This window comes from Allobosea sp. P4_H5 (assembly GCF_056400825.1).
Genome location: NZ_JBFUKM010000014.1, coordinates 75950 through 101230, shown reverse-complemented (window position 1 = coordinate 101230; position 25281 = coordinate 75950). Strand labels below are relative to the sequence as shown.

Annotated in this window: 23 protein-coding genes; 10 read left to right on the top strand and 13 right to left on the bottom strand. The window is 67.5% G+C overall.

What is annotated here, in order from left to right; translation table 11 throughout:
- Window positions 1-180 precede the first annotated feature (180 nt).
- Window positions 181-1626, bottom strand: a complete 1446-nt coding sequence (locus tag AC1DS0_RS25350) for an aldehyde dehydrogenase family protein (protein ID WP_476816992.1) — start codon at window positions 1624-1626, stop codon at window positions 181-183.
- Between the two features lie 298 nt (window positions 1627-1924).
- On the opposite strand from AC1DS0_RS25350, the gene AC1DS0_RS25345 reads away from it, so the two are divergent.
- Complete coding sequence (locus AC1DS0_RS25345) at window positions 1925-3289, top strand: GGDEF domain-containing protein (protein WP_476816991.1); 1365 nt, start codon at window positions 1925-1927, stop codon at window positions 3287-3289.
- Window positions 3290-3301: 12 nt separating this feature from the next.
- Here AC1DS0_RS25345 and AC1DS0_RS25340 read toward each other — a convergent pair whose 3' ends face one another.
- A complete protein-coding gene (locus AC1DS0_RS25340; RefSeq protein ID WP_476816990.1) occupies window positions 3302-3958 on the bottom strand; it encodes a glutathione S-transferase family protein in 657 nt (218 codons plus the stop codon).
- 141 nt (window positions 3959-4099) lie between these two features.
- Here AC1DS0_RS25340 and AC1DS0_RS25335 point away from each other — a divergent pair, with 141 nt between their 5' ends.
- A complete protein-coding gene (locus tag AC1DS0_RS25335; protein WP_476816989.1) occupies window positions 4100-5314 on the top strand; it encodes a polyhydroxyalkanoate depolymerase in 1215 nt (404 codons plus the stop codon).
- A 9-nt stretch (window positions 5315-5323) separates the two neighbouring features.
- Here AC1DS0_RS25335 and AC1DS0_RS25330 read toward each other — a convergent pair whose 3' ends face one another.
- The 5 genes from AC1DS0_RS25330 to AC1DS0_RS25310 all read right to left on the bottom strand — a co-directional run bounded on the left by AC1DS0_RS25330 (window position 5324) and on the right by AC1DS0_RS25310 (window position 8729).
- Window positions 5324-5476 (bottom strand): hypothetical protein, encoded by a 153-nt coding sequence (locus AC1DS0_RS25330; RefSeq protein ID WP_476816988.1) that lies wholly within the window; start codon window positions 5474-5476, stop codon window positions 5324-5326.
- Between the two features lie 73 nt (window positions 5477-5549).
- Complete coding sequence (locus AC1DS0_RS25325) at window positions 5550-6245, bottom strand: phosphatase PAP2 family protein (protein ID WP_476816987.1); 696 nt, start codon at window positions 6243-6245, stop codon at window positions 5550-5552.
- 8 nt (window positions 6246-6253) lie between these two features.
- Window positions 6254-7237, bottom strand: coding sequence for a diacylglycerol/lipid kinase family protein (locus AC1DS0_RS25320; RefSeq protein WP_476816986.1), 984 nt, complete (start codon window positions 7235-7237; stop codon window positions 6254-6256).
- Window position 7238: 1 nt separating this feature from the next.
- The gene (locus AC1DS0_RS25315; protein WP_476816985.1) at window positions 7239-8126 is read right to left on the bottom strand and encodes a transglutaminase-like domain-containing protein; all 888 of its coding nucleotides are present in this window, start codon (window positions 8124-8126) and stop codon (window positions 7239-7241) included.
- 231 nt (window positions 8127-8357) lie between these two features.
- Window positions 8358-8729, bottom strand: a complete 372-nt coding sequence (locus tag AC1DS0_RS25310; RefSeq protein WP_476816984.1) for a PRC-barrel domain-containing protein — start codon at window positions 8727-8729, stop codon at window positions 8358-8360.
- A gap of 318 nt (window positions 8730-9047) precedes the next feature.
- Here AC1DS0_RS25310 and AC1DS0_RS25305 point away from each other — a divergent pair, with 318 nt between their 5' ends.
- Entirely contained in the window at window positions 9048-9329 is a 282-nt protein-coding gene (locus AC1DS0_RS25305) for a glycine zipper domain-containing protein (RefSeq protein ID WP_193219587.1), read from the top strand.
- 108 nt (window positions 9330-9437) lie between these two features.
- Here the strand turns inward: AC1DS0_RS25305 and hutC are convergent, their stop codons facing one another.
- Both hutC and AC1DS0_RS25295 read right to left on the bottom strand, forming a co-directional pair.
- Window positions 9438-10187 carry a histidine utilization repressor gene (gene hutC, locus AC1DS0_RS25300; protein WP_476816983.1) on the bottom strand — a complete coding sequence of 250 codons (750 nt, stop codon included), beginning with the start codon at window positions 10185-10187 and terminating at the stop codon, window positions 9438-9440.
- Between the two features lie 125 nt (window positions 10188-10312).
- A complete protein-coding gene (locus tag AC1DS0_RS25295; protein ID WP_476816982.1) occupies window positions 10313-11680 on the bottom strand; it encodes a formimidoylglutamate deiminase in 1368 nt (455 codons plus the stop codon).
- A gap of 160 nt (window positions 11681-11840) precedes the next feature.
- Between AC1DS0_RS25295 and hutI the strand changes: the two genes are divergently transcribed.
- From hutI to AC1DS0_RS25270, 5 genes are all read left to right on the top strand, one after another.
- Window positions 11841-13007, top strand: a complete 1167-nt coding sequence (hutI, locus tag AC1DS0_RS25290; RefSeq protein WP_476817068.1) for an imidazolonepropionase — start codon at window positions 11841-11843, stop codon at window positions 13005-13007.
- Complete coding sequence (gene hutH, locus AC1DS0_RS25285) at window positions 13004-14530, top strand: histidine ammonia-lyase (protein WP_476816981.1); 1527 nt, start codon at window positions 13004-13006, stop codon at window positions 14528-14530. Before hutI ends, hutH begins: the two co-directional genes overlap by 4 nt.
- Window positions 14527-15336: an N-formylglutamate deformylase gene (gene hutG, locus AC1DS0_RS25280; RefSeq protein ID WP_476816980.1), complete on the top strand. Its 810-nt coding sequence runs from the start codon at window positions 14527-14529 to the stop codon at window positions 15334-15336. Before hutH ends, hutG begins: the two co-directional genes overlap by 4 nt.
- Window positions 15333-17000 carry a urocanate hydratase gene (gene hutU, locus AC1DS0_RS25275; protein WP_476816979.1) on the top strand — a complete coding sequence of 556 codons (1668 nt, stop codon included), beginning with the start codon at window positions 15333-15335 and terminating at the stop codon, window positions 16998-17000. The genes hutG and hutU overlap by 4 nt, the downstream gene beginning before the upstream one ends.
- Window positions 17001-17162: 162 nt before the next feature.
- Entirely contained in the window at window positions 17163-17741 is a 579-nt protein-coding gene (locus tag AC1DS0_RS25270) for a HutD/Ves family protein (RefSeq protein WP_476816978.1), read from the top strand.
- A 144-nt stretch (window positions 17742-17885) separates the two neighbouring features.
- Here the strand turns inward: AC1DS0_RS25270 and AC1DS0_RS25265 are convergent, their stop codons facing one another.
- Window positions 17886-18962: a citrate synthase/methylcitrate synthase gene (locus AC1DS0_RS25265; RefSeq protein WP_476816977.1), complete on the bottom strand. Its 1077-nt coding sequence runs from the start codon at window positions 18960-18962 to the stop codon at window positions 17886-17888.
- Window positions 18963-19059: 97 nt separating this feature from the next.
- On the opposite strand from AC1DS0_RS25265, the gene AC1DS0_RS25260 reads away from it, so the two are divergent.
- Together AC1DS0_RS25260 and AC1DS0_RS25255 are read left to right on the top strand one after the other, a co-directional pair.
- Window positions 19060-20199, top strand: coding sequence for a citrate synthase family protein (locus AC1DS0_RS25260; protein ID WP_476816976.1), 1140 nt, complete (start codon window positions 19060-19062; stop codon window positions 20197-20199).
- Between the two features lie 162 nt (window positions 20200-20361).
- Window positions 20362-20883, top strand: coding sequence for a hypothetical protein (locus tag AC1DS0_RS25255; RefSeq protein WP_476816975.1), 522 nt, complete (start codon window positions 20362-20364; stop codon window positions 20881-20883).
- Window positions 20884-20903: 20 nt separating this feature from the next.
- Here the strand turns inward: AC1DS0_RS25255 and AC1DS0_RS25250 are convergent, their stop codons facing one another.
- From AC1DS0_RS25250 to AC1DS0_RS25240, 3 genes are all read right to left on the bottom strand, one after another.
- On the bottom strand, window positions 20904-22367 hold the full coding sequence (locus AC1DS0_RS25250) for a lyase family protein (RefSeq protein WP_476816974.1): 1464 nt from the start codon (window positions 22365-22367) through the stop codon (window positions 20904-20906).
- Between the two features lie 75 nt (window positions 22368-22442).
- Window positions 22443-23678 (bottom strand): class I SAM-dependent methyltransferase, encoded by a 1236-nt coding sequence (locus AC1DS0_RS25245; RefSeq protein WP_476817067.1) that lies wholly within the window; start codon window positions 23676-23678, stop codon window positions 22443-22445.
- A 195-nt stretch (window positions 23679-23873) separates the two neighbouring features.
- The gene (locus AC1DS0_RS25240; RefSeq protein ID WP_476816973.1) at window positions 23874-25280 is read right to left on the bottom strand and encodes a TRAP transporter large permease; all 1407 of its coding nucleotides are present in this window, start codon (window positions 25278-25280) and stop codon (window positions 23874-23876) included.
- Window position 25281: the final 1 nt, after the last annotated feature.

Sequence of the window (25281 nt, the reverse complement as noted above, 5' to 3'; positions counted from 1 at the left end):
TCATTGCCGCGAGAGCGAGAACGCTACGACGGTGAAGCGATCCTGGCATGGTCTTGTCTCCGAAAAGCCGATCGGCCAGCCGAGCAAGACATATACCAGAGCACTCCGCCACGAGCAGATGGATCATGAAAAAGGGCCGCGCTTGCGGCGCGGCCCCGATAGTCCCGGATGACGCCCGGCTCAGGCGAGCGTGTAGGCGGTCTTCACCGTGGTGTAGAACTCGCGGGCATAGGCGCCCTGCTCGCGCGGGCCGTAGCTGGAGCCCTTTCGGCCGCCGAACGGCACATGGTAGTCGACGCCCGCGGTGGCGAGGTTGACCATCACCATGCCGGCCTCGGCATTGCGCTTGAAGTGCGTGGCATGCTTCAGCGAGGTCGTGCAGATGCCCGAGGACAGGCCGAACTCGGTGTCGTTGGCGATGGCGAGCGCCTCCTCGTAATCCTTGACCCGGACGACGTTGGCGACCGGGCCGAAGACCTCCTCGCGCGAGATGCGCATGGCGTTGGTGGTCTCGGTGAACAGCGCCGGCTGCAAATAGAAGCCGGGGTTCTCGCGGTTGAGCAGCTCACCGCCCCAGGCGAGCTTGCCACCTTCGTCACGGGCGATCTGGATGTATTTCAGGTTCTGGTCGAGCTGGCTCTGATCGACCACCGGGCCGATCGTGGTGCCGGCCTTCAGCGCGTCATCGACGGTGACGCCCTTCAGCCGCTCGATGCAGGCCTCGACGAAGCGGTCATGGATGCCGGCCTGGACGATCAGGCGCGAGGAGGCCGTGCAGCGCTGGCCGGTCGAGAAGAAGGCGCCCTGCACCGCGCATTCGACGGCGACCTTGAGGTCGGCGTCGTCCAGCACGACGAGCGGGTTCTTGCCGCCCATCTCGAGCTGGACCTTCTTCATCGGGTTGCCGGCGATGCAGGCGGCCGCGACCTTGCGGCCGGTCGAGACCGAGCCGGTGAAGGAGATCGCGTGCACATCCTTGTGCTCGAGCAGCGCCTGGCCGACGACCGAGCCGCGGCCCATCACCAGGTTGAGCACGCCCTTGGGCAGGCCGGCGCGCTGGATGATGTCGACCAGCGCCCAGGCCGAGCCGGGCACGAGGTCGGCCGGCTTGATCACGACGCAATTGCCGTAGGCGAGAGCGGGGGCGACCTTCCAGGCCGGGATCGCGATCGGGAAGTTCCAGGGCGTGATCATGCCGATGATGCCGACCGGCTCGCGGGTGACCTCGACGCCGACGCCGGGGCGCACGGAGGGGATGCTCTCGCCGTTCAGACGCAGGCACTCGCCAGCGAAGAAGGCGAAGATCTGGCCGGCGCGGGTCGCCTCGCCGATGCCTTCCGGCAGGGTCTTGCCTTCCTCACGCGAGAGCAGCTTTCCGAGCTCCTCCTTGCGGGCGAGGATCTCGTCGGAGGCCTTCTTCAGGATCTCGTAGCGCTCCTGCGGGGTGGTGCGGCTCCAGGCCGGGAAGGCGGCCTTGGCGGCGGCGACCGCATTGTTCAGGTCCTCGACGGACCCTTGCGAATACTCACCGACGACGTCGTTGGTGTTGGAGGGGTTGATGTTGCGCGAAGCGTTCTGCGAGCCGGTCCATTCACCGGCGATCAGGTTCTTGAAGGGAGCATTCATCGCAAAGCCTCGTGCCTAACCGAATTGAAACCGAATTGAGGAGCCGGTCTTAACCGTTTTATGTCGGCAAGGCCATGCAGGATGGCCCGATGAATGGCGATGCGGGCCCCGCCGTGAGCGCATGCAGCAGGGCCGAAAGCTGGTCGTTGGCCGCAGTTTATGGCCGCCATTTCAGCTTGCTTTCACCTTTGTCTGCTTTGCTCCGACGGTAATGAAGCTTGCTCGCGCCTTTCTCTCCCCGCCCGCTCACAACCAGGAGCAAGCAGCACCATCTCGCCTGCGTCCCTGGCGTGCAGCGATGCTGGTCGCGGGCATCGTCTTCGCCGCTGCCCTGTTCGGCCATCTCACCCGTCCGCTCGGTTTCCTCTCCACCTTCTGGCCCGCCAATGCCCTGTTGATGGGCGTGATGGTACGCAATCCTGGCTGGGCTGGACCGCTCGGCTGGGCGGGCGCGGCAGTTGGGTATCTCGCCGCGGACTTCGCCATGGGCGGCAGCCTCGGCATCACGCTCTGGCTGACGGCGGGCAACCTGACCACCGCCAGCGTCGGATATCTGCTGTTCCAGCGCGTCGCCGGAGCGGATCGCCGGCTCGAACGGCCGCAATCGCTGCTGTTCCTGCTGCTGATCGCCTTCGCCGCCGCAGCTTCGGCCTCGGCCGTCGGCAGCGGCTGCCTCGTCGTCTATTTCGGCCAGTCGCCGATTCAGGCCTTCGAGTTCTTCCTGACCAGCGAGTTCTCCAGCAATCTCGTGGTCCTGCCGATGGTTCTGACGGCGCCGCCGCTCGCCGAACTGGCAAGACGGTTGAGCGCGCACGCAGCGCCAAGCAGATGGCGACCGAAGGCGGTCCTTCCGGGCGTCACTTTGCTGGCTTCGATTCTCGTCGCCACCGCGATCGGCGGCACGAGTGCCATCGCGATCCCGGTTCCGTCGATCCTCTGGTGCGCGCTGAGCTACGGCATCTTCCCGACCGCGCTGCTGACCTTCGGGCTCGGCCTCTGGCAAAGCACGGTGCTGCTGTCCGCGCTGGCGCCGGGCACCACCGAATATGCCACCGCCCTCACCTCCCACCGCTTCGGCGTCGCCCTGTTCTCGCTCGGGCCGATCATGGTGGCGGCGATCAATGCCGCCCGCTCTCGCCTGCTGCGCGAGCTCGATCTTGCCGCCAACCAGGACGCGCTCACCGGGGTGCTCTCGCGCCGCGCCTTCCTCCTGCGCAGCGAGGCGATCCTGACAGGAACGCCCGCTGCGTCCCGGCCGGTGGCGCTGCTGATGCTGGATGTCGACCGCTTCAAGCGGATCAATGACGATCACGGCCATGCAGCGGGAGACGAGGCCCTCGTCGCGCTCGCCGGGCACATCGCGACGCTGCTGCAGCCGGGCGACCTGTTCGGACGGCTGGGAGGCGAGGAGTTCGCGATCCTGCTGCCGGATCTGTCCCAGCCCGCCGCCCTCGCTCTGGCCGAGCGAGTGCGCGACGGCAGCGCCCGGCTGCGCATCCCGGTCGACAAGCACGCGCCGCTCGCACTGACCGTCAGCATCGGCCTGGCCTCGGGCGCGGCGGGGGGCTCCCTGCAGCACTTGCTGCAGGAAGCCGATGCCGCACTCTACCGGGCGAAGCAGGCCGGCCGCGACCGCGTCGTCTCAGCGCGCCTCGCAGCCTGATCTCCGACGTCCTCAAAATTCGGCGTCGAGCTCCTCGAGTTCCTCCGGCTCGGTCTTCGCAGCCGCGATCCAGCTCTGCAGCGCCGGCCAACCGAGGACAGTCTGGCAATAAGCCCGGCTGAGCGGGTCGAGTGCGACGTCATAGGTCAGGAAGCGCAGGCAGACCGGAGCATACATCGCATCCGCCATGGTGAGCCGTTCGCCGAAGAGATAGGGCCCGCCATAGCTCGCGATGCAGTCGCGCCAGATCTCAATGACGCGGTCGATATCGGCCTGGGCTCCGGCCCAGAGCTTGAAGCCGGGATAATGCGCCTTGAGGTTCATCGGCAGGGCCGAGCGCAGATTGGCGAAACCCGAATGCATCTCGCCGGAGATGGCGCGGCAATGGGCGCGCGCGCCGACCTCGGCCGGCAGCAGCCCGGCCTCGGGCTTCAGCTCGTCGAGATAGCCGGCGATGGCGAGCGTGTCCCAAACCGTCGTGCCGTCATGGCGCAGGCAAGGCACCAGGAAGGAGGGTGAGAGCAGCAGCAGTTCGGCCCGCGCCGAGGGATCGTCGACCGAGAGCATGATCTCCTCGACCTCGAGACCTGCGAGCTGGCAGAGCAGCCAGCCGCGCAGCGACCAGGACGAGTAGTTCTTGCTGCTGATGGTCAGCGTGGTGGCAGGCATGCTCGGCATCCTCGGCGTGCGAAGAACCGGCGTAGCAAGAGACGTTCCAGTGGCGCAGGCGCGGGCGCGGCGGCGCGGGCACGCCGATTGCACGGGCAAACCGCCTCATGCAGGCGCGGCACGATCGGGATCGCCAGACGGATGCTCTATCTCGCCTATCAGGCCCAGTCCGACCTGTTCGACCCGGCGCGCGCGCTCGCCCAGGCGGCGATCGTGACGCTCGGCAGCCGCGCTTTGCTCGGCGAGCCGCTGAGCCTGCGTGCCGCCGCCGCCGGCTACGAGATGGTGACGCGGGCCGGACTTACCCACGAACGCCCGCCCTATGGCATCGCCAGCGTCCGCACCGGCAATCGCGACGTGCCGGTGACCGAAGAGGCGGCACTGACCCTGCCCTTCGGCACCTTGCTGCATTTCCGCAAGGGCAGCGATCTCGCCCAGTCGAAGGTGCTGGTGGTCGCGCCGATGTCGGGGCATTTCGCCACCTTGCTGCGCAACACGGTCGCAACGCTGCTGCAGGATCACGACGTCTACATCACCGACTGGCACAATGCCCGCGAGGTGCCGCTGGAGGCCGGCCCCTTCGGCTATGACGACTATGTCGATTATCTGATCCGCTTCCTCGACGTGCTCGGTCCGCAGGCACATCTGGTCGCAGTCTGCCAGCCTTGTGTGCAGGTGCTCACCGCGGCGGCAGTGATGGCGCAGGCCGGGCATCGCGCCCAGGCCCGCAGCATGACGCTGATGGCCGGACCGGTCGACACCCGCATCAATCCCACCGCGGTCAACCGGCTCGCCAGCGACAAGCCGATCGATTGGTTCCGCAACAACCTGATCTCGACCGTGCCGCGGCGCTATGACGGCGGCGGCCGCCGGGTCTATCCCGGATTCGTCCAGCTCGGCGCCTTCCTGGCGATGAACATGAGCCGGCACGTCAACGCGCATATCGATCTCTTCACCCACCTCGCCGCCGGCGAGACCGAGAAGGCACAGACGATCAAGGCCTTCTACGACGAGTATTTCGCGGTGCTCGACCTGCCGGCCGAATTCTATCTGGAGACCGTGCAGTGGATCTTCCAGGAGGCGCGGTTGGCGGCTGGCACGCTGACCTATCGCGGCGAGCGCGTCGACTGCAGCGCGATCCGCAAGACGGCACTGCTCACAGTCGAGGGCGAGCGTGACGACATCTGCTCGCTCGGCCAGACCGCGGCGGCACACGACCTTTGCCGCGGGATCAAGCCCTTCCGCAAGCGCCACCACATGCAGGCCGGCGTCGGCCATTACGGCGTGTTCTCGGGCCGCAAATGGGAGAGCCAGATCTACCCGATCGTCCGCAACATGATCCTGGCGAACAGCTGAGCGGCCAGCCTATTTCTCCTTGATCGACAGGCCGTTCTCGCCGACGGAAATCTCGACGCCCTCCGGCTGCTTCTTCTCCTGGTAGAGCGCATAGCCGACGGCCCCCAGGCCGAGGACGAGCAAGCCGATCAGCAGGAAAAGCGTGTTGCGGGACAGCGTCATCAGGAACTCCGTTGCAGATGCGCAGGAACGGCGCCCCCATCAACGCTGACGCCAGCGCCCGGTTCCGATCTACTCAGCCCGCGGGCTCGCTGCGGGACGCGGCGACCTGGGCGAGATCGACCTCCGAGCGGGCTGCCAGACGCCCTATCAGGAAGGTGGCGAGGCTGGACCAGGCCACTCCGAGGCACCAGCCGCCGAGTACGTCGCTCGGCCAATGCACGCCGAGATAGATCCGGCTCACGCCGATCGCGATGATCAGCGCCCAGGCCACCCACAGGCAGAGCCGGGCGATATCGGCGCGGCGCGAAGCGATGCCGGCGAAGCTCGCTATGCTCAGCAGCACCACCGCGGCAAGGAAGGCATGACCGCTCGGGAAGCTCGCCGTGAAGGTCAACGCTGCGTGCTCGACGATATCCGGCCGATCGCGGCCGATGCCGATCTTGAGCAGGGTGCTCGCCACCACCGCTGCCAGGACGGTAAGCACCAGGCCGAATGCGAGCGTGCGATGGCCGCAGAGACGCAGCGTCAGGGTCGCGATCACGGTCGCGATGCCGAGCCCGATGAAGCTGCCGAGCGCCGTCAGGTCGCGCATCATCTCGCGGAACCAGGCCGGGCCGATCGGCAGCGACGGGTTGGCCGGATCGCGGAACAGCATGACAAGGGCGCTGTCGAGCGCCGCAGCGCCATCGGAGACGACATAGAAGGCCAGCCCGACGAAACCGAAGGCCGCCGCGACAGGCAGGAGGAAGCGCGGCTGGAGGAGGAACATCGAATGCCTCATGAGGGGAACATGTGCTCGGCCGGGTGCGGTTCGATCTTGGCCGGCCGCGCCGCGATCACGCGCAGCGCACCCGGCAACAGGCGATAGGTAAAGGGGCTGGCGCGACGCTCGACCTCGCCGTCGAAAGTGACATGGCCGCGGCGCTTGTCGCGACGGACGATCGTCACCGCCGTACCGATCAACGAAACCAGATGCTGCGAATTGCGCCAGCCGCCGGTCAGCATCGAGAAGGCCGCCTTGGCACGCGACAGCAAGCCGCCGGTGTCGAGGATGTGGACCTCGAACTCGCCGCCGTCGAGGCGGCTGCGGCGCCATTCGGCGCCGTCGAACTGGTTGACGGTGACGAGGACGGCATCGGCCTCGACCTGCCGGCGCTCGCCGGCGATCTCCATCTCGATGCGGATCGAGCGAGTGAACAGGATCGACCGCGTCGCTGCGAAGAGGAAGGCGACGAGACGGCTGAACGGGAAGCGCCGGCGCGCATATTCGCGCTCACGCGCCATCAGGCTGAAGAAGCCCATGCCCGAGATCGAATGGAACAGCCGGCCGTTGACGCTGCCGAGATCCATTGAGACCGGCTCGCCCGCACAGATCGCAGCGATCTGCTCTTCGAGCGGGCCGGTGAGGCCGAGATCGCGGCCAAGCACGTTGACGGTGCCGAGCGGCAGCACGCCGACGGGCCGCTTGCAGCCGACCAGGACCGGCAAGGCGCCGTTGATGCTCCCGTCGCCGCCGGCGACCACGGTCGTCACGGCCTCGTCGGCGACCGCGGCGCGCAGACGTTGCTGCAGCTGGCGTGGGGGGACGACCTCAACCTCAGCTCGGCAACCCGCCGCATCGAAGGCCGCCTCGATGCGGCGCGCGAAGCTCTCCGCGCCCGCCTCCAGCACCGCCCCGGCGCGCGCATTGGCGATGACGCGGAAGCAGCGCGGCTGCGCCTGCGTTTCGAGCTCCAGCAACGGGTCTGACGTTTTCGCCATGTCAGGCGGCGATATGGACGTCCCTTCTGGCGGGAACAAGGCGGGCCACGGCATGCAACGGCTCGTCCTCGACTTCCTCGGTGATCACCTCGAAACGCCGTAGCGAGTGCGGGCCGAAGGAGGTCAGCATCGGCACATCGGTGGCGTCGCGACCGCGAGCGATGACGATCCGGCCGACACGCCGCTGATTGTGGCGGGGGTCGAACGTGTGCCAGCGCCCGCCGAGCCAGACCTCGAACCAGGCGTTGAAATCCATCGGCGCCGGGTCGGGGGCGACGCCGATATCGCCGAGATAGCCGTTGCAATATCGCGCCGGGATATTGAGGCAGCGGCACAGGGCGATCGCAAGATGGGCGAAGTCTCGGCAGACCCCGATGCGCTCGTTGAACGCCTCGAACGCAGTGCGGGTGTTGCGGGCGAAGGCGTAGCCGAAGCTGATATGATTGTGGACGAACCGGGTCACGGCCTCGACGCGGGCCCAGCCGGGCTCGACCTGGCCGAACAGGGTCCAGGCGGTGTCGGCGAGCCGGTCGGTCTCGCAATAGCGGCTGCCGAGCAGATAGGGCAGGACTTCGTCCGGCAAGTCGGCCGGAGCGGCCTCTGTCGCGGTGAGGTCGACGCCGTCAGGCTCGCCCCTGTCATGGACGAGACCTTCGCAGGTGATCCGCACACCGCCCGCCGGCGCGACCAGACGGCGGCAGATGTTGCCGAACGGGTCGAGATGCTGGTTCAAGGCGATCGTCCTGCCCAGGCTGCGGAGCGGGGTGACCTGCATCTCGTCGGGGCGGATCAGATCTTGCCGGCGCGACGGGTGGACGTCGAGCAGCGTGAGCAAGGCGGTCGGCTGCTCGCAGACAAGCTCGATCCGGTAGCCGTAGCGGATGTGCATGATGACCTCGGCGCTGCAACAAGAGAGCTTCCCCACCGCGGCGGGAGCGCTTCCAGCCGGCGCTCAATGACGCGCGGGCCCGGCCGAAGTTCCCGGCTCCTCATCGGCCTGAGCGCAAAAAAAGGTGCGGGCCTTTCGACCCGCACCACGCAATCACGACGATCCGGCTGGGGGGATAGCGACCGCCGCGAGTTGCGCCTTTGTGTGGAACGCAGGCCCTGGAGCGCGCTCTCACATCATCCAATACGGCATCGTGCCGTAGTAATCGTGCACCCGCTTGCCGTATTCCTTGTCGTGCCAGTCGGGCTCGCCGTCGGCGCCGTACATCGGGGCAGCTTCGAGCTTCTCGCGGGTCAGCGGGACAACATAGCCGCCCTTATCGACGTCGTAGTCGAGCATGCTCCACGGAATCGGATGGTATTTCTCGCCGAGGCCGAGGAAGCCGCCGAAGGACATGATCGCATAGGCGACCTTGCCGGTCGCCTTGTCGAGCATGACGTCATAGATCGAGCCGAGATGTTCGCTGGCGGTGTTGTAGACATCGGTGCCGGCGACACGCGCACCGGCGATCAGCGGGTTGGCGGCGTGAGAGGCTGCGGTCATCGTAGCGCTCATCGGTCCCTCCATGCATATCTGACGAGCCGGCGTAGGCCGGCTCGCTCCATCAACCCCAAGGAAGCGGCCTGGTTCCCGGAGCGAGCGAAAAAAACACGTCATCCAGACAGCGCCGCGACGAGCCCTCCCTGCCATCCGGAACACTCAGCGGGCGGAGTGTCAGCCGGTGCACGGAACAAATGCGGACGGGTGCGGTTTGATAGCCGATCGAACGCGGCTTCAAGCAACGCGATTCGTGCGGCGGGTGAACGCTGGTGCGGTGCTGCCCGCGCCGTTGGCCCTCGCCCTCATATAAGGAAACGCCCGATGACCATCCCGATGACGATGAAGAAACTCCTCCTTGTCGCCACCGCCGTGACCGCGCTCGGCGCCTGCACGCCACGCGAGGAAAGGACCGCCACCGGCGCATTGATCGGCGCAGGTGCCGGCGCCCTGATCGGCGGCGCTGCGACCGGCCGCGCCGGCGGCGCACTGGCGGGCGCCGCGATCGGTGGTGCTGGCGGCGCGATCATCGGCAATGCGACCTCCCCGGACCGGATCTGCTATGATCGCGACGAATGGGGCCGGCGCATCCGCTACGCCTGCTGAGGTTCCCGCGCTGTTGCGAGGAGCGTGAGCGACAAAGCTATCCAGCGGCCACGGAACTCTGTGTCCGCCTGGATTGCTTTACTGCGCTCGCAATGACGACAGCAGTCTTCAGACCGCCCCATATGGCCCGAAGCGGCCGACGAAGCGGTGGCGGCCTCCGGGATAGAGCAGCCGCACGGCGGTGATCGGCTCGGACTGGTTCCAGGTCCGGCGCTCGACCAGCAGGCAGGGAGAGCCGGCCTCGATCTTGAGCAATTCCGCTTCGTCCGGCTCGGCCGCTATGGCGCTGATCGCGTGCTCGGCCTGCGTCCACAGGCTGTTCTGCAGCAGCCAGTCGCCCGGCGGCGTCTGCGCGAAGCTCTCATCCGCGACCTGCGGCATGGCCGAGGGGTGAATCACCCGATCCTCCAGCACATGCGGCGCGCCATCGGCGAAATGCAGCAGAGTGAGATGGGTGACGTTGGCCGAGCGCCCGAGCTCGAAGCGGGCGGCGAGCTCACGAGAGGCCTTGCCGTCGCGCCGCTGCAGGATGCGATAGCTGTAGGCTTGGCCGAGCTCTTCGACCTCTTCGGGGATCGAGAGGATGTCGAGCATGGCGTGGCTCGCCGGCGGGCTCGCCACCACCGTACCCGAGCGGCGCCGACGCAGGATCAGCCCCTCGCGGGCGAGCTGCGCCAGCGCCCGGTGCACGGTCATGCGCGAGGCGCCGAGCTTCTCCATCAGCGCATGCTCGGGCGGCACCGACGTCCCCGGCGGCCAGGTTCCGGCGACAATCAGATCGCGGACGGCACGGCGGATCTGGTCGTAGAGCGGCCCGGCTCCGTCCAGCGTCACGGCGTCGATCTGAGTGGTGGACATGGCTCCCTCTAAGCACGTTCCGCAAAAGTGGGAACCACTTTTGCGATCAGAACTTGCTTATCCTTTTGATTTTGCGCGAATTCTTTCCGTTCGGCCGAGGCCGGCAGAACGGAAAGCGCGCGGGTTCAGCTGAGGAGAGTGCGGATCACCTGGCCATAGCGGGCAGCGATGCGGGCGCGGTCAATGTGCCGGCCACCGCTGACCACAGGCTTTCCACCGACGATCACCTCCGCGACCGGCAAGGCCGCGGCGGCGAAGATCGCGCTGTCGAGCGCGAAGTCGCCGGCCTTGCCGACGATTGCGGGATGTTCGACATCGAGGGTGACGAGATCGGCGCAATGGCCGACGGCGATCGCGCCGATGCTGCGGCCGCAGGCCTGGGCGCCGCCGGCGCAGGCATCCTGCCAGAGCCTCAAGCCCGCCGAGATGCCAGGCTCTGCCCAGAGCGCGCGGCGCCGGTCGCGCAGGCGCTGCGAATATTCGAGCACGCGCAATTCGCCGCCGGCACCGATCTCGACATTGGAATCGCTGCCGACGCCGATGCGCCCACCCTTCGCCCGGTAGCGAACGCCGTCGAAGATGCCGTCGCCGAGATTGGCCTCGGTGATCGGGCAGAGACCCGCGACCGCACCGGAGAGGGCCATGGCGTCGCGCTCGGCATCGCTGAGATGCGTCGCATGGATCAGGCACCAGCGCTCGTTCACCGCGGTGTTCTGCATGAGAAGCTCGACCGGGCGGCGGCCGGTGATGGCGAGGCTGTCTTCGACCTCGCGGGTCTGCTCGGCGACGTGGATGTGCAAGGGCACATCCTTGCGCAGCTCCGCGACCCAGTTGAGGTCTTCGAGCGCCACCGCGCGCAGCGAATGGGGTGCCATGCCGACGCGGGCATCGGGGAGGCCGGCGACGGCCTTCTCGCTGCCTTCGATCAGGCGCGCATAGGCATCGCGGTCGTTGAGGAAGCGGCGCTGGCCGGGCGCGGCCGGCGCCTTGCCGAAATTGCCGTAGCGATAGAGCACCGGCAGCAAGGTCAGGCCGATGCCGGTTTCCTCAGCCGCCGCCGCGATCGCCCCGCCCATGGTGGCGATGTCGGCATAGGCGGTGCCGTCCTTGTCGTGATGGAGGTAGTGGAACTCGGCGAGCGCCGTGAAGCCGCCTTCCAGCATCTCGACCATGGCCTGCGCCGCCACCGCCTGAACATCGTCGGGGCTGAGCCGGTCGAGGAAGCGGTACATCACCTCGCGCCAGGTCCAGAATGAATCCTCGGAGGCGCCGCGACGCTCCGCCAGGCCGGCCATGCCGCGCTGGAAGGTGTGGCTGTGCAGGTTGGGCAGGCCCGGAAGCGCAAGCCCGGCGAGCCGTGTCGCGCCCGCAGGAGCCGCCTGCCCCGCTGCGACCGACATGATCACTCCATGATCGAGCGTCAGCGTAACGTTCTCGGCGAAGCCCTCGGGCAGGAGCGCCTGGGCGAGATGCAGGGTCGCGGTTCCGGTCACGCGGGCTGTCCTTTTTTCATTTGCATATGCAAATGGAGCTTGCTATTTGCATATGCAATTGTCTAGCATAATCTGAAAGCAGACGAAGTCGAGAGGAAGCGACGTGGCGGCGACTCCTTCCCCCAGCCACCGAGTGTGGACCAATGCCCGGCTCGCGACCATGGTGGCCGATACGGGCACACCCTATGGCGCGATCGAGGACGGCATCGTCATCGCCCGCAATGGCCGCATCGTCTTCGCAGGCCCGAGCAGTGAGGTCTCGAGCCTCGGCCAGGCCGAGGTGATCGACTGCGAGGGCCGCTGGATCACGCCCGGGCTGATCGATTGCCATACCCATCTTGTCTATGGCGGCGACCGCGCCAACGAGTTCGAACTGCGCCTGAAGGGCGCGAGCTATGAGGAGATCGCCCGCGCCGGTGGCGGCATCGTCTCCAGCGTCAAGGCGACGCGTGCGGCGAGCGAGGACGAGCTCTTCGCCAGCGCGGACAAGCGCTTGTCCGCCCTGATCGCCGAGGGCGTCACCACCGTCGAGATCAAGTCGGGCTACGGGCTCGATGTCGACAGCGAGGTGAAGGTCCTGGCAGTCGCCCGCCGCCTCGGGCGCGAGCGCCCGGTCGGCGTGCAGACCACCTTCCTCGGCGCCCATGCCGTACCGGCCGAGTTCAAGGGCCGTTCGGGCGATTATATCGACCTCGTCTGCGGCCCGATGCTCGATGCCATCGCCGAGCAGAACCTCGCCGACGCCGTCGACGTGTTCTGCGAGGGCATCGCCTTCTCGCCGGAGGAGACGGCCCGCGTCTTCACCGCGGCGAAAGCGAAGGGCCTGGCCGTCAAGATCCATGCCGAGCAGCTCTCGAATCTCGGCGGCGCGGCGCTGGCCGCCGGCTTCGGCGCGCTCTCGGCCGACCATCTCGAGCATCTCGACGAAGCCGGCGTGATCGCCATGGCCAAGGCCGGCACCGTCGCCGTCGTGCTGCCCGGCGCCTTCTACTTCCTGCGCGAGACGGTGAAGCCGCCGATCGAATTGCTGCGCCAGCATGGCGTGCCGATCGCGCTTGCCACCGATGCCAATCCCGGCACCTCGCCGCTGACCTCGCCACTGCTGACCATGAACATGGGCTGCACCCTGTTCCGGCTGACGCCGGAGGAGGCGCTGGCCGGAATGACCCGCAACGCCGCGCTGGCCCTCGGCCTTCAGGACGAGATCGGCACGCTGGAGGCCGGCAAGGCCTGCGATCTCGCGATCTGGGAGATCGAGCGCCCGGCCGAACTCGCCTACCGCATTGGCTTCAACCCGCTTTACACCCGCATCCGGAACGGACAATGACCACGCTCTCGCTCACCCCCGGCAAGGCCCGCCTCGCCGACTGGCGCCACGTCATCGACGGCGCCACCGTCGCCTTGACCGAGACCGGCGCGATCGCCGGCGCCCAGGCGATCGTCGACGACATCGTCGCCGCCGGCACCGTGACCTATGGCGTCAATACCGGCTTCGGCAAGCTCGCCAGCGTCCGCATCGCCGACAGCGATCTCGCCAAGTTGCAGCGCAATCTCATCCTCTCGCATGCGGTCGGCACCGGCCCTGCCTTGCCGGACGAGGTCGTCGCGCTGATCCTCGCGATGAAGGCGGCGAGCCTGGCGCGCGGCGCCTCCGGCGTACGCCCCGTCGTGGTCGAGGCGCTTGTCGGCGCGCTGAAAGCCGGCGCGCTGCCGGTGGTGCCGGCCAAGGGCTCGGTCGGCGCCTCCGGCGACCTCGCCCCGCTCGCCCATCTCACCGCCGCGCTGATGGGCGTCGGTGAAATCCGCCTCAAGGGCGAAGTCCTGCCGGCCGCCGAGGCCCTGAAGCGCATCGGCCAGGCGCCTCTGGCGCTCGGCGCCAAGGAAGGCCTCGCACTGATCAACGGCACGCAGGTCTCGGCCTCGCTGGCGCTGACCGGCCTCGCCAGCGTCGCCCGCGTCTTCGATGCGGCGCTGATCGCCGGCGCGCTCTCGGTCGATGCGCTGAAGGGTTCGGACACGCCGTTCGATCCGCGCATCCAGGCGCTGCGCGGCCAGCCTGGCCAGATCAAGGTCGCGGCGCTGCTCCTCGACCTCATCGCCAGCAGCGAGATCCGCGAGAGCCATCGCTTCGGCGACAGCAAGGTGCAGGACCCCTATTCGCTACGCTGCCAGCCGCAGGTGATGGGCGCGGTGCGCGATCTCCTCGGCAATGCAGCGGCGACGCTCGCGATCGAGGCCAATGCCGTCACCGACAACCCGCTGGTGCTGGGACCGGGCGAGATCGTCTCGGGCGGCAACTTCCACGCCGAACCGGTCGCCTTCGCCGCCGACATGCTGGCGATGGGCGTCTGCGAGATCGGCAACCTCGCCGAGCGCCGGATCGCCCTGCTGGTCGACCCCGTCATGAGCGGCCTGCCGCCCTTCCTCGCCCGCGATGCCGGCCTCAACTCCGGCTTCATGATCGCGCAGGTGACCGCCGCAGCGCTGGCCTCCGAGAACAAGCAGCGGGCCTATCCCGCTTCGGTCGACACCATCCCGACCTCGGCCAACCAGGAAGACCATGTCTCGATGGCGACGCATGGCGCCTTCCGCCTGATCGAGATGGCGAAGAACGCAGCGAGCATCATCGCGGTCGAGTTGATGGCGGCCGCCGAGGCGATCGAGCATCATCGCCCGCTGAAGACCTCGCCGCGCCTCGAGCCGGTGCTGGCGCTGATCCGGGGCAAGATCGCGCCGCTGACCGAGGACCGCTACCTCGCGCCCGATCTCGCAGCGGCGACAGAGCTGGTGCTCTCGGGCGCGCTCGGCAAGGCCGCCGGCGTCGACAGCTTCGCTGAGCTCTCGGCATGAGCACCAGGGTCGTCTCCATCACGCGCGGGTCCTCGCCGCTCGTCCTCTCGATGCCGCATCCCGGCACCGGCCTGCCGGCCGAAATCGCGGCGCAGCTCAATGCGCGCGGAAAGCTGGTCGAGGACACCGACTGGCATATGCGCCAGCTCTACGGCTTCGCCGAGCGCTTCCAGCCGACGATCGTCGAGGCCGGGCTCTCGCGCTTCGTCATCGATCTCAACCGCGACCCGGCCGGCGTCTCGCTCTATCCCGGCCAGGCGACGACCGAGCTGGTGCCGATCACCACCTTCGATGGCGCGCCGATCTGGCAGACCAATCCCGACGAAGCGGAGATCGCCCGCCGGCGTGAGGCTTACTTCCAGCCCTATCACGACGCCCTCGCCGCCGAGATCGCATATGCCACGGCCCAGTACGGCTTCTGCCTGCTCTGGGACTGCCATTCGATCAGATCGGTGATCCCGCGCCTGTTCCCGGGCACGCTGCCGACATTGAACCTCGGCACGAACTCCGGCGCGAGCGCCGCGCCCGCCGTCGAAGCCGCCGCGACCGCTGCGATGGCCGGCAGCGCCTTCACGCAGGTCGTCAACGGCCGCTTCAAGGGTGGCTGGATCACCCGGCATTACGGCCGCCCGGCCGAGCACGCGCACGCGCTCCAGATGGAGATCGCGCTCTCCGCCTATCTCGACGACGAAGCGGCGCCCTGGACCTTTGCCCCCGCCAAAGCCGCCAGCCTGCAAGCCACCCTTTCCGCCATGATCGAGGCCGCGCTCGCCGCCGCCGCCCAGCTCGAACGGAGCAAGCCATGACCCGCCTGGACAATACTCGCGTCATCCGCCCCGCCACCGGCACCGAGCTCAGTGCCAAGAGCTGGCTGACCGAAGCGCCGCTGCGCATGCTGATGAACAACCTGCATCCAGACGTCGCCGAGAACCCGCAGGAGCTCGTGGTCTATGGCGGCATCGGTCGCGCCGCACGCACCTGGGAGGATTTCGACCGCATCGTCGCGGCCCTGCGCCAGCTCGAGGCCGACGAGACCCTGCTTGTCCAGTCCGGCAAGCCGGTCGGCGTGTTCCGCACGCACAAGGATGCGCCGCGCGTCCTGATCGCCAATTCCAACCTCGTGCCGCACTGGGCGAACTGGGACCATTTCAACGAGCTCGATAAGAAGGGGCTCGCGATGTACGGCCAGATGACGGCCGGCTCCTGGATCTATATCGGCACGCAAGGCATCGTGCAGGGTACCTACGAGACCTTCGTCGAGGCCGGGCGCCAGCACTATGGCGGCAGCCTGAAGGGCAAATGGGTGCTGACCGGCGGCCTCGGCGGCATGGGCGGCGCCCAGCCTCTCGCCGCGGTGATGGCTGGGGCCTCCTGCCTCGCCGTCGAGTGCAACCCGGACTCGATCGATTTCCGCCTGCGCACCCGCTATCTCGACGAGAAGGCCGAGACGCTCGACGAGGCGTTGGCGATGATCGAGCGCTGGACGAAGAACGGCGAGGCGAAGTCGGTCGGCCTGCTCGGCAACTGCGCCGAGATCCTGCCCGAGATGGTCCGCCGCGGCATCCGTCCCGACATGGTCACCGACCAGACCTCAGCGCATGACCCGGTCAACGGCTACCTGCCGAAGGGCTGGACCATGGGCCAGTGGAGGCAGGCGCGCGAGGGCAATCCGAAGTCGGTGGAGAAGGCGGCCCGCGCCTCGATGCGCGAGCATGTCGAGGCGATGATCGCCTTCCAGGACATGGGCATCCCGACCTTCGACTACGGCAACAACATCCGCCAGATCGCCAAGGATGAGGGGCTGGAGAACGCCTTCGCCTTCCCGGGTTTCGTACCGGCCTATATCCGCCCGCTGTTCTGCCGCGGCATCGGCCCGTTCCGCTGGGCCGCCCTGTCGGGCGACCCGGAGGACATCTACAAGACCGACGCCAAGGTGAAGGAGCTGCTCCCAGACAACAAGCACCTGCACAACTGGCTCGACATGGCACGCGAGCGCATCTCGTTCCAGGGCGTGCCGGCGCGCATCTGCTGGGTCGGCCTCGGCGACCGCCACCGGCTCGGCCTCGCCTTCAATGAGATGGTCAGGAACGGCGAGCTCAAGGCGCCGGTCGTGATCGGCCGCGACCATCTCGATTCCGGCTCGGTCGCCTCGCCGAACCGCGAGACGGAAGCGATGAAGGACGGCTCGGACGCGGTCTCCGACTGGCCGCTGCTCAACGCCCTGCTCAACACGGCGTCCGGCGCGACCTGGGTCTCGCTGCATCATGGCGGCGGCGTCGGGATGGGCTTCTCGCAGCATTCGGGCGTCGTGATCTGCGCCGACGGCACCGATGACGCAGCCGCCCGCCTGTTGCGCGTGCTCTGGAACGACCCGGCGACCGGCGTGATGCGCCATGCCGATGCCGGCTACGACATCGCGCTCGACTGCGCCCGGGAGAAGGGGCTGAATCTGCCTGGCATCCTGGGCTGAACCCACGTGTCATTCCGGGGTTCCGCGCCAGCGGAGAACCCGGAACCCACGACTGGGAGAGCCCGACCGGACCCTCACGTTATACCCCGTCGTAGGTTCCAGGTTCGCCCTTCGGGCGCCCCGGAATGACAAGGTGGCCGCTTGAATTCGAAGGACCGTTCCATGCGCATCATTCGCGCCGCTGACTGCCTGGTCATGCCGTGGAAGAACGGCGGCGGCACGACCACCGAGATTGCGGTCGCGCCCGAAGGCGCCTCGCTTGATGCTTTCGACTGGCGCATCAGCATGGCCCATGTCGGGCAGGATGGGCCGTTCTCGTCCTTCCCCGGCATCGGCCGGACATTGTCGGTGCTGACCGGGGCCGGCATCACCCTGGCCTTCGGCGATGGTGAGCGCGCCAGGCTCGATCGCACGAGCGCGCCCTACCCCTTTGCCGCCGATCGGGCGGTCGACGGGCTGCTGGTGGACGGTCCGATCGACGATCTCAATGTGATGAGCCGGCGCGGCCGCTGGCGGCACCGGGTCGAGCGCTTGTCGGGCGCAGACTCACTCACTGCGAGCGAGGGCCTGCTGGTGCTGGTCGCCCGCAAAGGTGACTGGCTCGCGAACGGCGCGGCGCTGCCCGCCGGCGACAGCGCGGTCCTGGATGCGCCAGGGCGTGTCGAACTTACCGTGAGCGGTGGTGAAGCGCAGCTTTATGCCGTTTGGCTGGCGATGGAGGCGCGGGGAACCCTCTCCTGAAAGGAGAGGGCAGGGTGAGGTGTTCGGGAGAGATATCGCGAGCCCCCCGCCTAACCGCGCGGTCAGCGTTCGCGACGCTGGTCTGAGTGCCTACACCTCACCCCTACCCCTCTCCTTACAGGAGAGGGGATCCCGCCGTGACACTCAAGCCGCCTGCCTCGGCTGCGGGCCGACATAGACCGATTGCGGCCGGATCAGTCGGCCGGTCTCGATCTGTTCGCGGGCATGGGCGAGCCAGCCGGTGGTGCGGCCGAGCGCGAAGACGCAGGTGAAGGCCTCGGGCGGGAAGCCGAGCGCCTCCAGCAGCAGCGCCGTATAGAACTCGACATTGGTTTCGAGCGAGCGGCCGGGCTTGCGCTCGCGCAGGATGGCGAGCGCCGCCTGCTCGACCGCCTCGGCATGGCGCAGGCGCCCGGCATCGGCGCCGAGCTTGGCAATCGCCTGCTTCAGCGCATCGGCACGCGGGTCGCGGACACGATAGATGCGATGACCGAAACCCATCAACCGGTCGCCGCGATCCAGTGCCGCCTCCAGCCATGGGCGGGCATTGGCCGGCTCGCCGATCGCGTCGAGCATCTCGATCACCGGCCCCGGCGCGCCGCCATGCAGCGGGCCCTTGAGCGCACTGATGCCGGCGAGCACCGCCGAGACCAGCCCGGCCCGCGTCGAAGCGACGACGCGCGCGGCGAAGGTCGAGGCGTTGAGACCGTGATCGGCGACGGTGACGAGATAGGTGTCGAGCGCCGCGGCCTGGGCTGCGGTCGGCGCTTCGCCGTGCAGCATCCGCAGCGTGTCGGCCGCCTGTGACAGCGCCGGATCAGGGGCGATCGGAGCAAGCCCGCGGTGCTTGCGGACTGCGGCAGCGGTGAAGACGGCCGGAGCGGCGAGCAGCTTCAGCGCGGTGTCAGCTCCCTCGCCGTCAGCAATCTGTGCCGTCCAGGCGCGGATTACCTCGACCGGCCCGAGATCGGCCGAGAGCGCGGTGCGTTCGACGATGCCGAAGAGATCGGTGCGCGCCTTGCCGAGCGCGGCCGGCAATTCATTGCTTCGCGGCAGGCCGGGCAGCAAATCGTCGAACATCAGCGCCGCCATCTCCTCGAAGCTGGTACGGCCGGCGAGCTCGGCCAGGCTGTGGCCGCGGATCACCAGGCGGCCGGCAGCACCATCGACCTCGGAGAGCACGGTATGGGCGGCGACGACGTCATCGAGACCATCGGACATGTCAGGAACTCCTCAAAAGCGTTCGTCTCGAAAATCGGCTCCCGCATTGCAACAATCAATCTTGAACAATATAATCAATATATCTGAGGGAGAGGCGATGCAGGACTGGTTGACGGCACAGGAGGCGATGGCGCGACTCGGCCTTAAGCCGCAGACGCTCTACGCCTATGTCAGCCGCGGGCTGATCGAAGCGCGCGGCGACGGCGAGGATTCGCGCCGCAGCCTCTACCGGGCCGAGGACGTCGCCCGGCTGGAGCATCGCAAGGCGCGTGGCCGGCGCCCGGCCGCAATCGCCGAGGATGCCATCGCCTATGGCGAGCCGGTGCTGTCTTCCAGCATCACCACGATCGAGCGCGGCGGCCTCTGGTATCGGGGGCAGGATGCCACGCGCCTCGCCGAGAGCGCCAAACTCGAGGACGTCGCGCGCCTGCTCTGGGATTGCGGCACGCAGCGCTTCCCGCCTTTGGCGACGATCGTGCCGCCGGGCGAGCCATTGGCGCGCGTCTTCGCGGTGATCGCGGCGCGGACCGCGACCGACCGACCAATGGTCGGGCGTGCCAAGAAGGCGCTCTATCTCGAAGCCGCCGCCGTGCTCGACACGCTGGTCGACGCCATCGCCGGTGGGCCGGGCGAAGGGCCGATCCATGCCCGGTTGGCCCGGGCGTGGGGCTGCGAAGCCGAAGGCGCCGAGCCGATCCGGCGAGCCCTCGTCCTGCTCGCAGACCACGAGCTCAACGCCTCGACCTTCGCTGCCCGCGTCACCGCCTCGACCGGCGCCTCGCTCGCCGCCTGCGCGCTGGCGGGGCTCGCAACGCTCTCAGGGCCCTCGCATGGTGGTGTCGCGCCGCGTGTGCTCGCACTGATGCGGGACATCGAGCGCGATGGGCTGGAGGCTGCACTGGCGGCAAGGCTGGAGGCCGGCGCCAAGCTGCCCGGCTTCGGCCATCCACTCTATCCCAACGGTGACCCACGGGCGCGAGCCCTGTTCGCAGCCTTCGGGCCTCCGCCGACCTATCAACGTGCGCAGGCCGCCATCGCGATGTTGACGGGGGAAGAGCCGAACATCGACTTCGCGCTGTCGGCGCTGGCAGCCAAACTCGCCTTGCCGGAGACAGCCCCGTTCCAGATCTTCGCTGCGGCGCGCTGCACCGGCTGGCTCGCCCATGCGCTGGAGCAGAACGAGACCGGCCGGCTGATCCGCCCGCGCGCCCGCTATGTCGGGCCAGCGCCCGCCTGAGAGTGGCGTGCGAGCGACGAGACCGCGACCCGTTCGTGCCGCGCCTTGATCCAGGCGCCCTGCTCCGCGATCCGGCCTTGGCGGCCTCCAGCATCCGCCCCATCTCCGCCGGCCGCAAGCTGCTGGCGGTCGCGCGATTGCGACCTAAGGCGAGTGAAACAAATGGAAGATGCGACTTTGCTCCAGAACCTGCCAAAAATGTGTTCGGAACAATTCGAGGGATTTGCGGCTATGACTGTCCTGGCAGTAACCCGCCCTAGCCCGCCGAGGGTCGCTCAGCGCCTGTCCGATAGCTGCTGGGCCGCGTCGCTGGAAAGCTGGTCGCGCGCCGAGGGATCGTTTCCCAACCAGAGCCAGAATCCGCTGATACGCCGCTTCGGTGAAGGACCCACAGGCGGCATTACCCCCTGGGCCAAGATTCCGCTGTTCGCCCAAGTCTTTCAGCTGCATTGGGCGGGCGTCGAAAGCCGCAACGCGGTCACCTATCTCACGCAGAACCTGTCACGCAGCTATGTCTTCTGCGCGTATTCGGTCGGCACCTTCACTCATTCGATCCTGATCCACCGCCTCGATCTCGAGGCCGGCAATGTGCGGGTGATGGACCCGGATGGCGGGCACTACGTGGTGCGCACCACGCGCTGGTTCGAGACCATGCGCGGCGGCTTTATCATGATGCGCCGCTGACGGCACAAGACCAACGGCTCCTACGGCGCCTTGGCCTGCAGCGTCTCGAAATCCTTGTCGAGCCTGGCGAGCGAGGCCGCGATGCGCTCGCGCCGCTCCTTGATCCAGGCACCCTGTTCCGCGACCCGGGCCTTGGCCGTCGCCAGCATCCGCTCCATCTCGGCCGGCTGCGGGCCGCCGACGGTCGCACGGCTGCGCACGATCGCGACGGGGTCGAGTGCGGCGCGGAACTCGATCTCGCTGATCGGGAGCTCCGCCGGATAATCCGTACCCTTGACCGCCGCGGCATAGATCCGCTGCGCCTCGGCATAGGGGAAATCGAGCGGCCTGATGTCGTGATCCTTGGCGTGGGTGACGACCTCGGAGGCAAAGTGGTGGCCGACGCGGAAGGGCAGCCTGTATTTGCGCATCAGGAGGTCGGCTAGTTCCTGCGAAGCGGTCCAGTCGCTGTTGAGCTCCTCCAGCGCCCGCGCGGGGCTGATCACCAGCCCCTTCAGTATGCGATCCCAGTTGGCGAGCACGGTGACCGCGCTCTTCACCATCGCGCTGTTGGGTCTGACATCCTTCGGATCGCTCATGCCAGGGGTGATGTTGTGGGCCTGGATTGCTGCCCCCATTGCGAGCGAGAGCGCGGTCGAGGCCTGCTGGCGCGTGGTGTTGAGCAGGCCGGGATTGCGCTTCTGCGGCATGGCGCTGGAGACATAGGTATTGCCGTCGCCCTCCTGCAGCAGCATCCAGGGTCGCGCGAAAGCGTATTGCGTCATGACGTCCTCGACGAAGGCGCCGGCATGGAGGGCAATGCTGGTGACGATCGCGCCGGCCTCGACCGGGTGTTCGGCCGAAGAGATCTGGCCGGCGTCATAGGCGTTGTCGACGAGCGCCGCGAAGCCGAGATAATCGGCCATGCGCTTGCGGTTGAGCGGCCAGCTCGTGCCGTTGAGCACGGTCGTGCCCATCGCCGAGCGGTCGATCCGGGCATAGGCCTCGCGGATGCGCTGGGCGTCGCGCTCGAGGCCGGCGGCATGGCCGAGCAGGGTGTGGCCGAGGCTGTTCGGCTGGGCCGCGACGCCGTTGGTGTAGTTCGGCACGATCGTCGCCGCATGCGTCTCCGCCAGCGCGACCAGCGTCGCCGTGGTGCGATTGAGCTGGTCGGCGAGCGCCAACATGTCGTCGCGCAGGATCGCGGCACGGTAGGTCGCATGCATGTCCTGGCTGGAGCGGCCGGCGTGCAGGAGCGTGACTTCCTGCCCGCCAGCCGCGATCAGCAGCGGCTCGAAGCTGATCACGGTCGAAGGTCGCTTGCCTCCCGGCTTAGCGCCGTCGCTTAGAACCTTGGACAGACCGCCCGCGATGCGCGGCGCCAGCGCCTTGTCGAGCAGGCCCTCATCCGTGTTGATCACGGCCGTGGCCTTGTTGATCTCGCCGAGCCAGAAGAACTCGTCGTGTGACTGACGCTCCTGGGCAAGCGCCGGAAGAGTAGACATCTGCGCCGCCACCGCGAGCGCAATCATCGATGATCGCACGATCGACCTCCGCTGGCTCCCCCGCCGGGCCGAAGCCTAGCGGGGGCATTGCAGCAGCTCAATCGTGCTGTCAGGCAGCCGGTCGATCGCGCCGGGCACCTGCGCCTTCTCGCTCATATAGTCCCGTGTCATCGGCAGCGTGCCGAGGCGCTTGGCAAGCTGGAGCTGGAAGACAACCAGGCCGTCATGGCGGAAGCTCGCCTCAGACGCGGCGAGATAGAACTCCCACATCCGCGCGAAGCGCTCGTCATACATCGCGACCGCTTCCTGGCGATGAGCGAGGAAGCGCTCACGCCAGGCCTTCAGCGTCTCGGCATAGTGCAGGCGCAGCACCTCGACATCAGTGACGATCAGCCCTTCCTGCTCCACCGCCGCCGTGACTTCCGATAGCGCCGGAATATAGCCGCCGGGGAAGATGTACTTGGCAATGAACGGGTTGGTCGCGCCCGGCGGCGTGCTGCGGCCGATCGTGTGGATCAGCGCGACGCCGTCATCTTCGAGCAATTCGCGGACCTTGCGGAAGTAGTCGCGATAATAGCCGACGCCGACATGCTCGAACATGCCGACCGAGACGACGCGGTCGAAACGCTCGGGCACGGCACGGTAGTCTTGCAGGCGGAACTCGACCGGCAGCCCGGATTCCTCGGCCCGCTTGCTCGAAGCCGCCAGCTGCTCCTCCGAGAGGGTGATGCCGGTGACGTTCGCCCCAGTCTCGCGTGCAATCGAGAGGCCGAGCCCGCCCCAGCCGGAGCCGATGTCGAGCACGCGCTGGCCCGGCTTCAGCGCCAGCTTCGCCGTGATGCGGCGCTTCTTGGCGGCCTGCGCTTCTTCCAGCGTCGCGCCTGGATGCTCGAAGAAGGCACAGGAATACTGCTGATCGGCATCGAGGAAGAGCCGGAAGAACTCGCTCTTCAGGTCGTAATGGTGATGGACGTTGCGCTTGGCCCAGGCGGGAGTGTTGTGCTGCTTCAGCCGTCGCACAGCCGTGCGCAGCTTGGTCAGAGTTCCGGCGAAAGCCGACGGCGGCTGTCGCGACAGGCCACGGATCAGGGTTTCGAGCAATTGGTAGATCGTACCGCGCTCGACGATGACACGGCCATCCATCACCGCCTCGCCCAAGGCGAGCTCGGGATCGAGCGCCAACTTGAACTCGGTCTCACGGTCGGCAATACGCAACTTGATTGTGGGCGCCGACCCTCGCCCGGCCGAATGGAGCGTTCCATCGGCGAACACGACATCAACCCGCGGCTCGCAAATGAGCCGGGACAACATATTCATGATCAGACTGCGCATGGCGCCACCTCACGGCAGTGCCCCTTCGCCATCAAAGATGGCAATCACCCGCGGCAGCGTAACAGTGGGTTCGGCGCAGAGCCGATCCACGCCCGCCGCATGCGGCTGTCAGCCTCCTGACAGGAAAAATGGGGGCGGCGACCCATTTTTGCCAGCCCGCCCCCCGTCCGGGCCCTATCTGATCATGCCCATGGTACGCGGCAGCCAGAGCGTCAGCTCGGGGATGAAGGTGATCGCGATCAGCGCTGCGAAGAGCGGGATCAGCCAGGGCAGGATCGCCATGGTGGTGCGCTCGACCGAGAGCTTGGCGACGCGCGAGAGCACGAACAGCACCATGCCGAGCGGTGGGTGCAGCAATCCGATCATCAGGTTGAGCGTCAGGATCAGGCCGAAATGAATCGGGTCGATGCCGAGCTTGAGCGCGATCGGCAGCAGGATCGGCACGACGATGGTGATCGCTGCGATGGTGTCGAGGAAGCAGCCGATGAAGAGCAGCAGCAGATTGACCAGGATCAGGAACACCCATTTGTTCTGGGTGAAGCCGAGGATCAGGTCGGAGAGCAGTTGCGCTGTCTGCGACACCGTCAGCAGCCAGGCGAAGATCGAGGCGGCGGTGACGATGAACAGCACCGAGGCCGTGGTCTCGATCGTGTCGAAGGTCGCCTTGGTCAGGCTGCGCATGGTCATCGAGCGGTAGCGCACCAGGCCGAGGAAGAGCGACCAGATCACCGCCGCAGCGGCGGCCTCGGTCGGGGTGAACCAGCCCATGGTCATGCCGCCGATCAGGATGACCGGCGTCATCAGCGCCATCACTGCCGAGAAGTTGAAATAATAGTCCATGGCCAGCAGCACGGCGAGCGCGATGCCGATGGCGAGGTTGGGATCGAGCCCTGCGAAGACCAGGAGATAGGCCAGCAGCGGGAAGCCCATCACGACCAGCACCTCGATGCCGGCCGAGCCGAGCTCGCGCAGCGAGAACTTGGTGTCCGCGCCCCATTTGTAGATGCGGGCGAAGATCGCGACGGTGAGCATCATGAACAGCGTCATCACCACGCCGGGGATGACGCCGCCGAGGAAGAGCGCGCCGATCGAGGTGTTCGCCATCATGCCGTAGATCACGAACGGCAAGGATGGCGGGATGATCGGCCCGAGCGTGGCGGAAGCCGCGGTGACGCCAACGGCGACCTCGGCCGAATAGCCATGGTCCTTCATCGCCTTGATCTCGATCGTGCCGATACCGGCGGCGTCCGCGATCGCAGTGCCCGACATGCCGGAGAAGATCACCGAGCCGATGATGTTGACCTGGGCTAGACCGCCACGCATCCAGCCGACGAGGGCGACGGCGAAGGAATAGATCCGGCCGGTGACGCCGGCGATGTTCATCAGGTTGCCGGCAAGGATGAAGAACGGCACGGCGAGCAGCGGGAAGCTCTCGACGCCGGCGATCATGCGCTGCGCCAGGATCACGTCCGGCACGGTGCCAGAGACGATGATGAAGGCGAGCGAGGCAACGGCCATCGAGATGGCCACGGGCACGCCGAGCACCATCAGGCCAAGGAAGCTTCCGAGCAGGATCAGCATG

What these genes read in the sequence shown, in the direction of transcription:
- AC1DS0_RS25270 (WP_476816978.1), top strand. Translation starts at nt 17,163, where the DNA reads ATGCGCATCATTCGCGCCGCTGACTGCCTGGTCATGCCGTGGAAGAAC.
- AC1DS0_RS25250 (WP_476816974.1), bottom strand. Translation starts at nt 22,367, where the DNA reads ATGTCTACTCTTCCGGCGCTTGCCCAGGAGCGTCAGTCACACGACGAG.
- AC1DS0_RS25330 (WP_476816988.1), bottom strand. Translation starts at nt 5,476, where the DNA reads ATGACGCTGTCCCGCAACACGCTTTTCCTGCTGATCGGCTTGCTCGTC.
- AC1DS0_RS25255 (WP_476816975.1), top strand. Translation starts at nt 20,362, where the DNA reads ATGGAAGATGCGACTTTGCTCCAGAACCTGCCAAAAATGTGTTCGGAA.
- AC1DS0_RS25245 (WP_476817067.1), bottom strand. Translation starts at nt 23,678, where the DNA reads ATGTTGTCCCGGCTCATTTGCGAGCCGCGGGTTGATGTCGTGTTCGCC.
- AC1DS0_RS25265 (WP_476816977.1), bottom strand. Translation starts at nt 18,962, where the DNA reads ATGTCCGATGGTCTCGATGACGTCGTCGCCGCCCATACCGTGCTCTCC.
- AC1DS0_RS25350 (WP_476816992.1), bottom strand. Translation starts at nt 1,626, where the DNA reads ATGAATGCTCCCTTCAAGAACCTGATCGCCGGTGAATGGACCGGCTCG.
- AC1DS0_RS25335 (WP_476816989.1), top strand. Translation starts at nt 4,100, where the DNA reads ATGCTCTATCTCGCCTATCAGGCCCAGTCCGACCTGTTCGACCCGGCG.
- hutU (WP_476816979.1), top strand. Translation starts at nt 15,333, where the DNA reads ATGACCCGCCTGGACAATACTCGCGTCATCCGCCCCGCCACCGGCACC.
- AC1DS0_RS25345 (WP_476816991.1), top strand. Translation starts at nt 1,925, where the DNA reads ATGCTGGTCGCGGGCATCGTCTTCGCCGCTGCCCTGTTCGGCCATCTC.
- AC1DS0_RS25305 (WP_193219587.1), top strand. Translation starts at nt 9,048, where the DNA reads ATGACCATCCCGATGACGATGAAGAAACTCCTCCTTGTCGCCACCGCC.
- AC1DS0_RS25340 (WP_476816990.1), bottom strand. Translation starts at nt 3,958, where the DNA reads ATGCCTGCCACCACGCTGACCATCAGCAGCAAGAACTACTCGTCCTGG.
- hutI (WP_476817068.1), top strand. Translation starts at nt 11,841, where the DNA reads ATGGTGGCCGATACGGGCACACCCTATGGCGCGATCGAGGACGGCATC.
- AC1DS0_RS25310 (WP_476816984.1), bottom strand. Translation starts at nt 8,729, where the DNA reads ATGACCGCAGCCTCTCACGCCGCCAACCCGCTGATCGCCGGTGCGCGT.
- AC1DS0_RS25260 (WP_476816976.1), top strand. Translation starts at nt 19,060, where the DNA reads ATGCAGGACTGGTTGACGGCACAGGAGGCGATGGCGCGACTCGGCCTT.
- hutH (WP_476816981.1), top strand. Translation starts at nt 13,004, where the DNA reads ATGACCACGCTCTCGCTCACCCCCGGCAAGGCCCGCCTCGCCGACTGG.
- AC1DS0_RS25315 (WP_476816985.1), bottom strand. Translation starts at nt 8,126, where the DNA reads ATGCACATCCGCTACGGCTACCGGATCGAGCTTGTCTGCGAGCAGCCG.
- AC1DS0_RS25325 (WP_476816987.1), bottom strand. Translation starts at nt 6,245, where the DNA reads ATGTTCCTCCTCCAGCCGCGCTTCCTCCTGCCTGTCGCGGCGGCCTTC.
- AC1DS0_RS25320 (WP_476816986.1), bottom strand. Translation starts at nt 7,237, where the DNA reads ATGGCGAAAACGTCAGACCCGTTGCTGGAGCTCGAAACGCAGGCGCAG.
- hutG (WP_476816980.1), top strand. Translation starts at nt 14,527, where the DNA reads ATGAGCACCAGGGTCGTCTCCATCACGCGCGGGTCCTCGCCGCTCGTC.
- hutC (WP_476816983.1), bottom strand. Translation starts at nt 10,187, where the DNA reads ATGTCCACCACTCAGATCGACGCCGTGACGCTGGACGGAGCCGGGCCG.
- AC1DS0_RS25240 (WP_476816973.1), bottom strand. Translation starts at nt 25,280, where the DNA reads ATGCTGATCCTGCTCGGAAGCTTCCTTGGCCTGATGGTGCTCGGCGTG.